Raw genomic sequence first — 15,707 nt, forward strand, 5'->3', positions numbered from 1 at the left:
AAGTTTTACTGTTTTAATTTTTTCTTTTACTCAAATTCAATGGATGTTGGTAATGTGTTGATTATCAGTATTGTTTTCAGAGGATAGGGGAAATATACTGAATAAGTTAGGAAAGTAGTAAATGTCAAATACTATATAATGGATTATTTATCAGAATACTGTGATTTATAATGTTCGATTTGTTGAGTTACGCTCTAACATCATATAAATGTGTTGATTGACAGAGGAATGATAAGACTCTTTTACAGATTCATTACGTTTTGTTCGAATTGTTCTTTGTCTCCGATAGCTTTGTTGCGCATTCTGCTCCGGTAGTTATAGATTGTTGCTAGGGAATATCCCAGAAAGTGTGCAATTTTGTTGCTGTCCGAAACTCCCAGGCGGATAAGTGCGTAAATACGAAGTTCCGTAGTCAGAAGCTCGTCCGATTTGGGATATATCCTTTCTTCTTCTACCAGTAACTCGTTAAAGGAGGTTATGAAGTTCGGGAAGAGCTTCAGGAATGATTTATCAAACTCATTGTAAAATTCATTTCTTTCATCCCGAATGAACTGCTCCGATTTTATAGCTTTGAATAGGTCTTCTATGCGGGACGCCATTGCCAGTTTTGCCAGAGAACGGCGGTAGGTTTCCAGTTTATCCAGATAATTGACACACCGGTCTAGGTAGCGTGCGATATATACTTCCTTAATTTTTCCCGTTTGTTCCAGTTCTTTGTTTACCTGTCGCATTTGCTCATTAGCTACGCTTAGGTTATGCCTCATGGCGGATAATTTTTTCATCCAGCGATAGAGGAAGAAGATGGCGATAAGAAGAAATAGGGATAATAAACTGACGCTAATCAACATGATGCGTCCGATATTGCGTTCCTTTTCTTCTTTTAGTTTGTAAGCCTTGTCGATAATAGGGAAAAATTGCGTAACTTCAATAAATCTCAATCGGGCATTGCAGGTGACTGCGTCTTCCATTGAGTGGGTCAGGTATTTATATGCCCTGCCAATATCTCCGGACTGATACATCAACTGGGCTAGTTTCTGTAGGGAAGCATATTCTCTGATGGAGCTTTCCAAATCGGCGATAGCTGTCAACGCCAGGTAATACACTTCTTTTTCGACTTCCTTTTTTATATTGTATGCTTCGGACAACGTGAAATAGATATAGGCTTTTTGGCGGTTGTCCGTTGCCTCTTTTAGCGCATCGTCCAGTATGACTAATGCCGTATCCGTTTTTCCGTTCACAATGTATTTTTCTGCCAGGACAATATTTTTATTTACTCCGGCAGGCATTACGTTGAGAATAGAGTCTCTGTATAAATCTGTTTTCTTCAGATATTTTTTCTTTTCGTTTTTGTTGGTAGTGTAGTCAGCGAGCCAACCGTAACAGGCACGGTAGGTTTGGTAATAACTTTCCAGGACATGCCCTTTTAATTTTTGAGGCTCAATTTGTTCTAATTCGTTAAATGCTTCATTGTACATTCCCATGAGCCCCATCACCATTGCCCGGTTAATCATAATTTCATATTTGGCTTCCGGCTGTTTCAATAATGGCAGTATCTGCATGCTGCTGTTTATATAATGAAGTGCGGAATCGGCTTGATAATGCGCGTATGTATCGAATAATGAATTGTACAGACGGTATCTTTCTTCAGGATTGTCCGTATGTGCTAACTGTATTTTCAAAGCATCTATCTCTTTTTCTTTTTCGCTGTGGATATGATAGGATGTCTTTTTGTCAATAATGTCATCTACCTTTCTAAGTATCGCTTCATTATCCGTGTGTCCGGCCGACAGTCTGACCGGACCAATCAATAATGCAAGTATAAGATAGTAGATTCTTTGTTTCATTCGGCTGTTCTTTTATGTTGTCACAAATATAATGAATATATTGATGATAATGAAAAATATACCCTGATATATTTTCATTGTAACTTGTATTTTTCTGTATCTGTATTAAATAGATATCCCTGTAAATCAGTGGTATAGTTTTATGGACTATTTATATTTTTATTCTAATTGCCGGATAGCCGGAATTACTCCCATACTTTTGCAGAGTCGGTTATCCGAGTAAAACCAATGTTAAAAATCTATTTATCATGAAACGAAATTTGTTATTTGTTGTCTTGCTTGTATTTTGGGGGTGTCAGCAGATTACTGCTGCAACTGAAATAAAAAAAGTGGCTCCTGCCTTTTGGTGGGCAGGTATGAAAAATCCCGAATTACAAATCCTGTTGTACGGCGAACGGATTGCGTCAGCCGAAGTGAGCATTTCTTCCAAAGATGTTATTCTGAAAGAAATTGTCAAACAGGAAAATGCCAATTATCTGCTTTTATATCTGGATTTGTCCGAAGCTGCCCCGCAACATTTCAATATTATTCTGCAACAGGGTAAAAAACAGACTGTGATTCCTTATGAACTCAGACAACGTGAGGCGGGGGCTTCCCGCATCGAAGGATTCAATTCCGGTGATGTCCTTTATCTGATTATGCCCGACCGTTTTGCCAATGGTGATTCTTCTAATGATGTAATCCCCGGTATGCTTGAAACTAAGGTCGACCGTAATGAACCTTTTGCCCGTCATGGCGGTGATTTGAAAGGCATTGAAAACCATTTGGATTATCTGTCCGATTTGGGGGTTACCAGCATTTGGCTTAATCCGATTCAGGAAAATGATATGAAAGATGGTTCTTATCATGGATATGCCATTACCGATTATTATCGGGTAGACCCCCGTTTTGGCAATAATGAAGATTTCCGTCATCTGGTGAAACAGGCTCATGCCAAAGGGTTAAAAGTGGTAATGGACATGATTTTCAATCATTGCGGGAATGAAAATTACTTGTTTAAAGACATGCCTTCTAAAGATTGGTTCAATTTTAAAGGCGAGTATATGCAGACTACATTTAAGACCGCTGTTCCGGCAGACCCGTATGCCATTGATTGTGAGAAAAAAATAGTGGTAGACGGTTGGTTCAGTGAGTGTATGCCCGATTTCAATCAGCGTAACCGTCATGTAGCCGCTTATCTGATACAAAGTAGTATTTGGTGGATTGAGTATGCGGGTATCAACGGCATTCGCCATGATACGCATCCTTATGCGGATTTCGATATGATGTCTGACTGGTGTAAGGCAATCAATGAAGAATATCCGGATTTTAATATTGTGGGAGAAACTTGGATAGGCAGTAATGTGCTTGTTTCTTATTGGCAGAAAGACAGTAAGTTGGCAGCTCCGAAGAACTCCAATTTACCGACAGTTATGGATTTTCCGTTAATGGAACAGATGAATAAGGCTTTTGATGAAGAGACTACCGACTGGTACGGAGGGCTTTACCGACTCTACGATTATCTGTCTCAAGATATCGTTTTTGCCAATCCGATGAATTTATTGACCTTCCTCGATAACCATGACACTTCCCGTTTCTATCGTTCGGAAGCAGCCACCAGGAATTTGGACAGATATAAGCAAGCGTTGACTTTCCTGTTGACTACCAGGGGGATTCCGCAGATTTACTACGGTACGGAAATTCTGATGGCTGCTGATAAAGCGAATGGAGACGGCTTGCTTCGATGTGACTTTCCCGGCGGTTGGCAGGGAGATGCCCACAATTGTTTTGAGTCGGTAAATCGCACTTCTCGGCAGAATGAAGCTTTCTCTTTCCTGCAAAAACTTCTCCGGTGGAGAAAGGGAAATGAAGTGATTGCCAAAGGCGGGTTGAAACACTTTGCCCCTAATAAGGGCGTTTATGTGTACGAACGCAGGCATGGAGATAAATCTGTCGTTGTATTCCTGAATGGAAACGACCGTGAACAGACCATTGATTTATCTGCCTATCGGGAAATATTGCCTGCTTCTTCCGCTTATGATGTATTGGCAGGACGAAATGTGGAATTAGAAGAAGACCTGACACTGTCCAAACGTGGAATTGTTCTTCTGGCTTTCTGAAAAAAACTTCATTTCAACTTATATTTATAAGCTTCTGTGTTCTATATAATATGCTGTAAATTAATTAAATAACTTTTTGTCAGACTTGTATTTTTATTCTATTGGGACGAGACCGGAAAGATGGTCGCTATATTTGCAATGTCCGGAATTAATAGGGATGGAGATACCGGTTGACTTATAATTTAATACCATAAATAAAATGAAAAAGAACTTTTTGATTATTGCGTTTCTCTGTGTGTCGTTCGTTATGAATGCACAACAGAAGTTGACCTCACCGGATGGAAATCTGGTAATGACTTTCCAAGTAGATAAAAAAGGAGCCCCTACGTATGATTTGACGTACAAAGGCCGGGTTGTTATCAAGCCCAGTACATTAGGATTGGAATTAAAGAAAGAGGATAATACCAAAACCGATTTTGACTGGGTAGACCGGAGAGACCTGACTAAACTCGATTCAAAGACAAATTTGTATAACGGTTTTGAACTGAAAAATACTCAAACTGCTACTTTCGATGAAACTTGGCAACCGGTTTGGGGAGAAGAAAAGGAAATCCGTAATCATTATAATGAGTTGGCGGTGACATTATATCAGCCTGTGAACGACCGTTCGATTCTGGTTCGTTTCCGTTTGTTCAACGATGGTTTAGGTTTCCGTTATGAATTTCCGCAACAGAAAAATCTGAATTATTTCGTAATTAAAGAAGAACATTCCCAATTTGCTATGGCTGGTGACCATACTGCCTTTTGGATTCCGGGAGATTATGATACACAAGAGTATGACTATACCATTTCCCGTCTGTCGGAAATCAGAGGACTGATGAAACAGGCTATTACTCCGAATTCATCTCAAACTCCTTTTTCGCAGACAGGCGTGCAAACGGCTTTGATGATGAAAACGGACGATGGTTTGTACATCAACCTTCACGAGGCTGCTTTGATTGATTATTCTTGCATGCATCTGAATCTCGACGATAAGAATATGATTTTTGAATCCTGGCTGACACCTGATGCAAAAGGGGATAAGGGATATATGCAAACTCCCTGCAAATCTCCGTGGCGTACGGTTATTGTCAGTGACGATGCCCGTAATATCCTGGCGTCCCGCATCACTCTTAATTTGAATGAGCCTTGTCAGATTGCCGATGCCGCTTCATGGGTGAAACCGGTGAAATATATCGGTGTATGGTGGGATATGATTACCGGAAAAGGCTCATGGGCTTATACTGACGAACTGACCGGCGTAAAATTAGGTGAGACGGATTACGCTAAGACCAAGCCGAACGGCAAGCACTCTGCCAATACGGCTAATGTGAAACGTTATATTGATTTTGCGGCAGCCAACGGGTTTGATGCGGTTCTGGTAGAAGGATGGAATGAAGGCTGGGAAGACTGGTTTGGTAACAGCAAAGATTATGTATTTGATTTTGTGACTCCGTATCCCGATTTTGATGTGAAGGAGATACATCGTTATGCGGCAAGCAAAGGGATTAAGATGATGATGCATCATGAAACTTCCGCTTCTGTCCGCAATTACGAACGTCATCTGGACCAGGCTTATCGGTTTATGGTAGATAATGGATACAATTCGGTAAAAAGCGGTTATGTCGGCAATATTATCCCTCGAGGCGAACACCATTACGGACAATGGATGAACAATCATTACCTTTATGCCGTGAAGAAAGCTGCCGATTACAAAATTATGGTCAATGCTCATGAAGCAACCCGTCCGACCGGCATTTGCCGTACTTATCCTAATCTGATAGGCAATGAATCTGCCCGTGGTACGGAATATGAGTCATTCGGAGGAAATAAAGTATATCACACGACAATCCTTCCATTTACCCGCCTGATAGGTGGACCGATGGATTATACCCCCGGTATCTTTGAAACACATTGCAACAAGATGAATCCCGCTAATAACTCACAGGTGCGTTCTACCATCGCCCGCCAGTTGGCATTGTATGTAACGATGTACAGTCCGTTGCAGATGGCTGCCGACATTCCAGAAAACTACGAGCGTTTTATGGATGCTTTCCAGTTTATTAAAGACGTGGCTCTTGACTGGGATGAAAGTAAATATTTGGAAGCGGAACCGGGGGAATATATCACCATAGCACGTCGTGCCAAGGGTACGGATAACTGGTTTGTCGGTTGCACTGCCGGTGAAAACGGGCATGTCTCAAAATTGAGTCTTGACTTCCTGAAACCCGGAAAAAAATATGAAGCCACTATCTATGCTGATGCGAAAGACGCCAGTTGGGATAAAAATCCGCAGGCTTACGTTATCACGAAGAAAAAGGTAAACAACAAAAGCAAACTCACGTTAAAAGCTGCAATAGGAGGAGGATATGCAATCTCCATCAAAGAATTGAAATAAAAATATTGCAAATCAAATTAAGATTTAGAAGTTTTCAATAGGTATTTCGATAGAGAAATAATTATATTTTAGCAAACTTATTTAATAACATGAAAACAAGAATATTTAGTGAACCGGCTAAAATAATGCTATTGCTTTTGGCGAGTCTGGTGTTTACGGTACAAGCTGTCGCCCAGGATTTGACTGTAAGCGGACTCGTAAAAGATGCCGTTACCGGAGAAGGCGTTATCGGGGCAAATGTATTGATAAAGGGCACTGCAAACGGGACCATTACCGATATAGACGGAAAATTCAAATTGCAGGCTAAAAAAGGAGATATCATTGTTGTTTCCTTTATCGGGTATAAAACGCAGGAAATACCGGCTGCCGCACAAATGAACATTGTTTTGAAAGATGATTCCAAGCAGTTGGACGATGTGGTGATTATCGGATACGGTTCTGTCAAGAAAGAAGATTTAAGCGGTTCGGTAGTCGCCATCAAAGCGGAAGAAATGAATAAAGGGGCCGTTACGTCACCTCAAGAGTTGATGATGGGCAAAGTTCCGGGACTGTCGGTAGCACAAGGTGACGGAGGGCCGGGAGCCGGTTCTACCATACGTGTCCGTAGCGGTTCTTCGCTGAATGCCAGTAACGACCCGTTGATTGTGATAGATGGGATTCCCGTATCCAATGATGCCGCTCCGGGAACCACGAATGCCTTGTCTACCATCAATCCGAATGATATAGAAACTTTTACCGTCTTGAAAGATGCTTCGGCAACCGCCATCTATGGTTCGCGTGCATCAAACGGCGTTATCATTATTACTACCAAAAAAGGGACGCAAGGCAAAGTAAAAGTGACGTATAACAGTACCTATACGTTTAAAGACCCTTATAAGCGTATTGAAACCATGAATGCCGACGAATTTCGCCGTACGGTGATGAACCAATACGCCGAAGGTACTGCTTTGGGCGATGCGGCGCGTGACTTGATAAATCTTTATCCTTCACAGTCCACAGACTGGCAAGACGCTATATATCAAAGTGGTTTGAGTATGGACCAGAACATATCCGTGGCGGGAAAAGCCGGAGTTATGCCTTTTCGGGTTTCTTTAGGTTATAATAATGAACGGGGTACTATCAAGACTTCCAAATATGAAAGATATACCGCATCGGTTAATTTGAACCCCAAATTCTTTGATAATCATTTGAGCGTAGATATTAATGTAAAAGGAACGATAAATAAAAACCGTTTTGCAGATTCGGGAGCAGTGGGAGCCGCAGCTTTTTTCGACCCGACCAAACCTATTTACGGTATTGATACGGAAGACCCGTCATACGCCAGCAACATTTATAACTACAATGGCTATTGGAACTGGAGCAGCGGGGAAAATATGCCCAATACGCTTTCTTCTGCTAATCCGTTGTCATTGCTTTACGATGTGGACAATGCGGGAACAACCAAACGAAGTCTCGGAAATATCCAGTTAGACTATAAAGTACACGGATTGGAGGATTTGCATGCCAATTTGAATCTGGGATACGACGTGGCGAAAACGACAGGAGGAAATTACAATAATCCCGGTTCTTTCCAGGCAGCCAAAGATAGTGATTTCAAGAATATCGGACGCGGTAACGACTGGAGTAATCTTCGCCGTAATCATTTATTGGATTTTTACCTGAATTATTCGAAAGAGCTCTCATCCATCCAAAGTAATGTGAACGTAATGGCCGGATATTCCTGGCAGCATTTCTATTATAGAGACCTGAATACTTATAAATCGAATGTCATCGACAATGCGGGTAGTAAGGAAGGATGGACTTATAATGACGAAGAAGAGCGTTACATACAAAACAATAATACTCCTTCACTGAAAGAAAACTATCTGGTTTCTTTTTTCGGGAGATTAAACTACAGTTTTAAAGAACGCTATTTGCTTACAGCCACTTTACGTCAGGACGGTTCTTCACGTTTCAGCAAGAATAACCGTTGGGGACTTTTCCCTTCAGCGGCATTAGCTTGGAGCATTATCAATGAGCCGTTTATGGAAAAGGCGCGTAACGTATTATCCAATTTGAAATTACGTATCGGATATGGAGTGACCGGACAGCAGGAAATCGATGATTATCTGTACATAACGACCTATTCTTTGGGAAACAACACGACCTCACAATATTTAGGCTCATATCTGTTGAAACCGGACGGTTACAGTCCCGACCTAAAGTGGGAACAGACCACGACTTATAACGTAGGAGTAGATTATGGATTCCTGAACAACCGTATCAATGGTAGTATTGAATATTATCAGAAACGGACCAAAGATTTGTTGAATACGGTAAGCGTGGCGGCTGGAAGTAATTTTACCAATATGATAACCGCCAATGTAGGCTCGATGAAAAACGAGGGATTGGAGTTTAACATCAATGCCGTTGCCGTACAGACCAGGGATTTTTCTTGGGAACTGGGTTATAATCTTACTTGGAATACCAGTAAAATCACCAAATTGACAGCTACTTACAATCCTGATTATGAAGGAATCGATGCAGGTTCCGCTTCTTATAACAGCGGAACAGTGTTACAAAAACACCAGGTTGGTTATGCTCCGTCTACTTTCTGGCTTTTCCAACAAGTATATGACGAAAATGGAAAACCTGTACAAAATGCGGTAGTAGACCGCAACAATGACGGACAAATTACGAATGACGACCGGTACATGACTGAAAAGAGCCCGATGGCAGATGTATATATGGGGTTAAGCTCGCAGTTTACTTATAAGAACTGGGATTTGGGCTTTAACCTGCGTGCCAGTATCGGAAACTACGTCTATAATGCCAGTGCGGCGGATAACAGCTCTTTAAACGCTTTCTCGAATCAGGGCTCTATCAGTAACTATTATAAAACAGCAGTAGAAAGTACCGGATTTACGCTTACGAATTCTACTGAGCAAAAGGCGAGCGACCTGTTCCTTGAAAACGCTTCGTTTTTGAAAATGGATAATATTACGTTAGGATACACTTTTAAAAAGTTGTTCACCGATAAGTTGTCCGGACGTATCAGCGCATCGGTACAAAATGTGTTCACCATCACAAAGTATTCAGGGCTTGATCCGGAATGCAATGCCATAGACCAAAATATTTGGCCGCGTCCGCGTACATTTTCTCTTGGAATCAATCTTAACTTTTAATTCGTCAGTATTATGAAATTCTATTATATAAAATCGGCTATATTAGTTTCCGCCTTTACTTTGCTTGGCGGTTGTGTGGGTGATTTGGACGTGATGCCTCTCGACCCGAATGTGATGACGGCCGGGGATGCCTATTCTACACCTGAGGGTTATACACAAGGATTAAAAAAGATATATTCGGTATGGGCCCTTTCCGGACAAGAGGATGCGGGTTCATCAGATTTGAGTGATTTGAATGCCGGTAATACGGTACTTTTGCGATGTTGGTGGACTTTACAGGAAAATACTACCGATGAAGCGAAATGCGCCTGGTCGGATAGCTGGGTTTCGCAAGTTAACGAATTGTCCTGGAATACGGCTAAGGTAGAGTCGATGGAAGGCCTTTATCACCGTGCCATGTATATTGTGAGCATTGCGAATGACTTCTTACGGCAATTGGAGAATGCGCCTGCCGAAGTAGACAGGGAACGCTATGCTGCTGAAGCGCGTTTTTGCCGTGCTTTAGCCTACTATGTGCTGATGGATGCATTTGCTAACCCTCCTTTTGCGACAGAAGAGAGTGCAGCTTCAATCCCTGAACAGATAATGCGTAAAGATCTGTTCAACTGGTTGGAGGGAGAGCTTGCCGATATTCGTACGCTTCTTCCGGAAAAGACAGATGAATACGGACGTGCCGACCAGCATACCGTTGAGTTCTTGCTGGCCCGTATGTATCTTAATGCAGAAATATATACAGGGGTACAACGCTATGACGATTGCATCACTTATTGCAATTATATTCTGGGAAGCGGCGATTATTCGCTTGCCGATAATTATGCCGAACTCTTCATGGCCAATAACGGAGAGAATGCCGACGCCAATAAAGAAATTATTTTCCCGGTACTGGCAGATGGGAATACGACTCAATCTTACGGAATAGGAGCTATCATTGTAGGCTCGCGCTCAAGCAGTGAAGGTACTGTCGCCAACTACGGATGCAGTGGCGGATGGGATGGTTTCCGTTCTACGGGGAGTCTGATACGTGCATTCGAGTATGAAGCGGAAGAGTCGGCGTGGACTGCCGATAATCTGAATGCGCATGATAACCGCGCTATTTTTTACAGTACGGGGCGCTCGCTCGATATAACGACATCAGCCATCGGAACATTTACCACGGAAGGTTGGGCGGTATTTAAGTTTACTAACCTGAACAGCGACGGTACTCCCGGAAAGAATTCGACATTTCCCGATACGGACTTTCCGCTTTTCCGTCTGGCAGATGTGTATTTGATGTATGCCGAATCTGTAGCCCGTGGCGGACAGGGAGGCAGCGACGCGCAGGCAGTGGAATATGTCCGTGAATTGCGTAAGCGTGCCAATACAGGCTACAGCCAAGTAGATGCGGACTGGTTGAGGGCATCGGCTTCGATTAACGGCAGTACGGCGAGCGTCGTTTATGGAAATATCTTGAATGAACGTTGCCGTGAACTTTATTGGGAGGCTACTCGCCGTACGGATTTGATTCGTTACGGGCTGTTCACCTCAGGCACTTATACGTGGGCTGAAAAAGGGGGAGTTGTCACCGGAGTAGGAGTAGACAGCCGATACAACCTTTTCCCTATACCTGTAAGCGATATCAGCGTCAACGGCAATTTAAAACAGAACGAAGGTTATTAATCTAAAAATCAGAATATATATGAAAACAATATACGGATACATAGGCGTATTTGCCGTAGCCTGCTTGCTTCAGGCATGCGAAAGCGATTTGGATAAAGCCTATTATAACGACGGGCAGGCTCTTCCGGCCGTGCTGGAGGCTCTACCGGAAACGTATGCTATAGATAAGCTGAAACAAGATGAAGTCGCGTTGACGTTCCGGTGGAGTGCGCCGCAAATGGGATATAACGCATCGGTGACTAACAATCTGGAAATGGATATAAAAGGTGATGGCAATTTCGGAAATAAAAAAGTCGTGTTATCCTCCACGGTGGGAAACGCTTCTTCCGCGTCATTTACTAATAAGGAACTGAATGATTATGTGCTGGCATTGTTCCAAAACTATACGGATGAGGCCGGAGTATATACCGTAGGTCCCGCCAATCTGGAATTTCGTGTCACTTCCACCATTTCGGATGCTAAAACAGCCCTTGTTTCAAACATCGTTTCTTCTGTCGTCATTCCCTATGATAATGAAAATACGGGATATGAAGGAGCTGTTATAACGTCAGACGCCGTTGAAGGAGAACTGGCCTTATCAACCGACCGGAAAGAAGAAACAGCCTTGCTTCTCTCTTGGCAGGAAGCCTATTTGGGAGATAATGCGAGCATAACCTATTCGGTGGAAATGAATTTGCCGGGGGAAGATGAAGAATATAATTGGAGTAAAAGGGTTACGGTATCGACAACCAAGGAAACGTCATGCAACTTGACACATGAGAAATTGAATGATGCGCTTGTCAGCCTTTTAGCCAAGTATGGCAGGCAAGTGGGTAAAACCGAAATCAGCCTTTCTGTTTCCGCTACTAAAAGCGGCTATGTCAAAGCGCTGTCTTCCGCTCCTTTCAATGTGATTCTTGTTCCTTATGTAGCCGTTCCTGTGCTCACTGTACCGGAAAGCCTGGATTTGACATCCGATATGGATTATTCACTGGCATGGAGTGCGGTGGAAGGAGCGCAGTATCAGGTGGAAATGGATATAAAAGGAGCCTCGTTCTCACAGAAAACAGTGTTGGGAAGCGGCTTGACCGATACAAATTTGTCCATAGACAATGCGGCGGTCGGCAAAGCTGTAAAATATTTGCTGATTGCACACGGTGCATCTGTGCTTGCCGCAGAACACGAACTTGAGTTCCGGGTAAGGGCATATTTCAGCAATACGGAGACAGGCATCTTCTCGGAGACTGAAACGGCTGCCGTGACTTATGACAATAGCGAAGAAACTTCCCCGGTTTTTTATTTCATCGGAAATTACTGTGATTGGAACTTCGATAAAAGCCAGCGGCTATACCAGACGGACGGCGGAACGTATAAAGGGCATATCGTGGCAAACAATCTGACAGGAGGCAATCCGGGACAAGACGGATGGAAGATAACGGAACAGGCGGACTGGTCCGGCAATCAGTGGGGCGCGCCTGTTCAAGATGGAATTATGACAAAAGGGAACGGAAGCAATGTACTCGATTACGGCGGTGACAATAACACCAGTTATATGGTGGAATTTAATCCGAATGACGGACGCCTTACCATGAGCAATGAAGAGAAGTCATGGATGTTATTGGGAGACCACAACAACCACTCTTTCGGGGATGATTCGAAAATGGGTATTGTTTATGATGAAAACAGCGCTAAATGGTATTTACAAAAGAAAGGGGTAAGCATGCAGGCCGGAAATACCTGGCAGATACGTTCCCAAATACTGAATATGGAAGTGACTCCGCAAAATATGGAAGGGCATTTCGAAACGGATGCTGTCGACAATACCAAGTTTACCGTAAGTCAGACCGGTATTTATGAGGTACGTTGGTATTTCAATGAACCGGTTCCTTATGTGATAGTCATTAAAGAGTAATTTATCCATAACAAAAGAAGAATCTTATGAAAAAATATTTTATATATCTGTTGTTGCTGTTGTTCACTGCACCTTATATCAGTTCATGCAGTGACGAGTGGATAGACTCCGATAAACTGAATCTTCTCACAAAAGCTGAGGAGGAAGAGCCCGTTGAAGACGATGATATCGACGTAAGTCTGCTGAAATTCGGTTTCAACCTGAATCCGAAAGCCGAGACGGACGAGTTGCCTGATGCGGACGAACCGTTGGAAATCTATTTCTATGCCGAAGGCCGGGAAGTTGCGGACGGGGAAGAGGAATGCCCGTTATTAGGATACGATGATGTATGTTACTTGCATGCCGGTGTTTATTCGGAAGGAACCTGGATGTATGTGCCGGCGGCTTGGACGGAAAATGCCGATAAGTGCAAGATGTCCCGTGTGAAAGAGAATGTATGGAAAATCACCCTTTCACCTTCTATACGCGACTGGTTCGGAAGCGGTTCCACTCCTGTCGAACAGTTGGGGTTGATTATCCGTACGGCCGACGGAGTGAAAGGGATAGAGGAAGATACTTACGTTGATATTGAAGATAATAAATACAGTAGTTTTACCCCGGCTGAAGTCGTATTTGCTCCCATGCCCTCCGGATTGCAGCACGGCATCAATGTTATAGATAACAGCACGGTGGCTTTGGTATTGTATGAAAAAGATAAAACGGGAAAACGCTGCTATGACTATGCTTATGTGATGGGCGACTTTAACAATTGGAAACGCACTAATGATGAAAATTCCCAAATGTATTATGATGAGCAGAACGGATGTTGGTGGATTACTTTAAGCGGCCTGGACGCCACTAAAGAATATGCGTTTCAATATTATCTGGGTAAGAAAAGCACGATAGAAGGAGAGAAAGATACGGAACTGCGCATAGCCGATCCGTATTCGGAGAAGATACTTGATTCAAGCAGTGATTCCTATATCCCCGAATCGACCTATCCTTCGTCACAACGAATTTACCCGGACAAAGGGGCAGGCGTCGTTTCAGTCTTTAAAATACAGAAAGACAGTTATGCATGGGCTCATGACGATTTCAAAATAGCGGATAAAAACAATCTGATGATTTATGAATTGCTTTTGCGTGATTTTAGCGAGACCGGCGATTTGCAGGGAGCATATCAGAAGCTTGATTACCTGGAGAAATTAGGAGTGACCGCTATCGAATTGATGCCCGTGCAAGAGTTTGAAGGCAATGATAGCTGGGGATATAATCCTACGTTCTATTTTGCGCTTGACAAGGCCTACGGTACTCCCGATATGTATAAGAAATTTATAGACGAATGCCATGGGAGGGGGATTGCGGTGCTTTTTGACGTAGTTTATAACCATGCTACCGGAAGCAATACTTTTGCCCGTTTGTACTGGGATTCGGAAAACAATAAAACAGCCGAAAACAATCCGTGGTTCAATGTCGACGCTCCTCATGATTTCAGCGTATTCCATGATTTCAATCATGAAAGTCCGTTGGTGCGGGATTTCGTGAAACGTAATTTGAAGTACTTGATTGACGAGTACCATATCGACGGATTCCGTTTCGATTTAACCAAAGGATTTACTCAAAACACGAATGGAAATTATGATGCTTCGGCTTATGACAACTCACGTATCAGTATTTTGCGGGATTATTATAATACGATTCAGTCCGTATCCCCGGAAGCCGTGATGATTTGCGAACACTGGGCGGATTGGGCGGAAGAAAATGTTCTTGCGTTGGCAGGCATACAGTGTTGGCGTAAAGGAAGCAATACGGCAGAGGACGGTTACTACCAGTCCGGTATGGGATGGCAGGAGAGAAGCTCGTTTACCAATCTGACGCAAAGCGGCGAACATACTATCCATTTCGGCGGTTGGGTAGGATTTATGGAAAGCCATGATGAAGAGCGGGTGGCATATAAGGCAAAAGCTTATGGGGCCGATGATATCGGTACGGAGCTTACTGTCCGCATGAACCAGCTTGCTGCGAATGCCGCCTTCTGTTTTACTGTTCCGGGACCGAAAATGATTTGGCAGTTTGGAGAATTGGGGTATGATGAAACGCTGGGCACGGAAGATAATAAAACCGCCAAGAAACCGCTGCATTGGGAATATTATGATGAACCGGCACGCCGGAACCTATATAATGTATATGCCAGACTTTTGCAATTGCGCAAGGAGCACGCTGATTTGTTCGGACAGAATGCATCTTTCTCATGGAAGGTTACGAATGATTATTGGACAGGAAACAAGCCGCGCACCATTCATTTGAAATACGGTGATAAAGAACTGGTGGTTGTCGGGAATTTCGGTAACGAAACAAGCACTTATTCTTTGGACTCTAAAATTAAATATGATTATATGTCCGGCGAGAACGTTTCAGGCAGTATCACTGTCAATCCGCATAGCTTCTTTTTGGGAACCAGCTTCCAACCGTAAAAAATAAATAGAACAATTTGCCGCCGTAACAAACGAATTCGGAGGCGGGAATCATTGGGTGAGAGTATCCGGAAACGGGTACTCTCGCTTTTTTCGTTATAGGGCTGTTTATATCCCTGTATGGGCTTCTTATTGCGCTTTTTACAATAATAATTGAAGACAGACTGAAGAATATACTGTTTTATTTCGTATTTTTGTTCTGTAACAAACCGTTTGTATAATG

At 42.9% G+C, this 15,707-nt stretch carries 7 protein-coding genes; 6 read left to right on the forward strand and 1 reads right to left on the reverse strand.

Features of this window, described 5'->3' with window-relative positions; translation table 11 throughout:
• Positions 1 to 242 precede the first annotated feature (242 nt).
• Positions 243 to 1,844 carry a DUF6377 domain-containing protein gene (locus Q5076_RS05300; RefSeq protein ID WP_303011408.1) on the reverse strand — a complete coding sequence of 534 codons (1,602 nt, stop codon included), beginning with the start codon at positions 1,842 to 1,844 and terminating at the stop codon, positions 243 to 245.
• A 248-nt stretch (positions 1,845 to 2,092) separates the two neighbouring features.
• Here Q5076_RS05300 and Q5076_RS05305 point away from each other — a divergent pair, with 248 nt between their 5' ends.
• The 6 genes from Q5076_RS05305 to Q5076_RS05330 all read left to right on the forward strand — a co-directional run bounded on the left by Q5076_RS05305 (position 2,093) and on the right by Q5076_RS05330 (position 15,484).
• Entirely contained in the window at positions 2,093 to 3,943 is a 1,851-nt protein-coding gene (locus Q5076_RS05305; RefSeq protein WP_303011409.1) for a glycoside hydrolase family 13 protein, read from the forward strand.
• Between the two features lie 199 nt (positions 3,944 to 4,142).
• Positions 4,143 to 6,320, forward strand: a complete 2,178-nt coding sequence (locus Q5076_RS05310; RefSeq protein ID WP_303011410.1) for a glycoside hydrolase family 97 protein — start codon at positions 4,143 to 4,145, stop codon at positions 6,318 to 6,320.
• Positions 6,321 to 6,409: 89 nt separating this feature from the next.
• Positions 6,410 to 9,484 (forward strand): TonB-dependent receptor, encoded by a 3,075-nt coding sequence (locus tag Q5076_RS05315; protein ID WP_303011412.1) that lies wholly within the window; start codon positions 6,410 to 6,412, stop codon positions 9,482 to 9,484.
• Between the two features lie 12 nt (positions 9,485 to 9,496).
• Positions 9,497 to 11,140, forward strand: coding sequence for a RagB/SusD family nutrient uptake outer membrane protein (locus Q5076_RS05320; protein ID WP_303011415.1), 1,644 nt, complete (start codon positions 9,497 to 9,499; stop codon positions 11,138 to 11,140).
• Positions 11,141 to 11,159: 19 nt separating this feature from the next.
• A complete protein-coding gene (locus tag Q5076_RS05325; RefSeq protein ID WP_303011418.1) occupies positions 11,160 to 13,031 on the forward strand; it encodes a SusE domain-containing protein in 1,872 nt (623 codons plus the stop codon).
• A gap of 26 nt (positions 13,032 to 13,057) precedes the next feature.
• Positions 13,058 to 15,484 (forward strand): alpha-amylase family glycosyl hydrolase, encoded by a 2,427-nt coding sequence (locus Q5076_RS05330; protein ID WP_303011419.1) that lies wholly within the window; start codon positions 13,058 to 13,060, stop codon positions 15,482 to 15,484.
• Positions 15,485 to 15,707 lie beyond the last annotated feature (223 nt).

Source organism: uncultured Bacteroides sp. (genome assembly GCF_958445495.1).
In the GTDB taxonomy this organism is placed as follows: domain Bacteria; phylum Bacteroidota; class Bacteroidia; order Bacteroidales; family Bacteroidaceae; genus Bacteroides.

What these genes read in the sequence shown, in the direction of transcription:
- Q5076_RS05300 (WP_303011408.1), bottom strand. Translation starts at nt 1,844, where the DNA reads ATGAAACAAAGAATCTACTATCTTATACTTGCATTATTGATTGGTCCG.
- Q5076_RS05305 (WP_303011409.1), top strand. Translation starts at nt 2,093, where the DNA reads ATGAAACGAAATTTGTTATTTGTTGTCTTGCTTGTATTTTGGGGGTGT.
- Q5076_RS05310 (WP_303011410.1), top strand. Translation starts at nt 4,143, where the DNA reads ATGAAAAAGAACTTTTTGATTATTGCGTTTCTCTGTGTGTCGTTCGTT.
- Q5076_RS05315 (WP_303011412.1), top strand. Translation starts at nt 6,410, where the DNA reads ATGAAAACAAGAATATTTAGTGAACCGGCTAAAATAATGCTATTGCTT.
- Q5076_RS05320 (WP_303011415.1), top strand. Translation starts at nt 9,497, where the DNA reads ATGAAATTCTATTATATAAAATCGGCTATATTAGTTTCCGCCTTTACT.
- Q5076_RS05325 (WP_303011418.1), top strand. Translation starts at nt 11,160, where the DNA reads ATGAAAACAATATACGGATACATAGGCGTATTTGCCGTAGCCTGCTTG.
- Q5076_RS05330 (WP_303011419.1), top strand. Translation starts at nt 13,058, where the DNA reads ATGAAAAAATATTTTATATATCTGTTGTTGCTGTTGTTCACTGCACCT.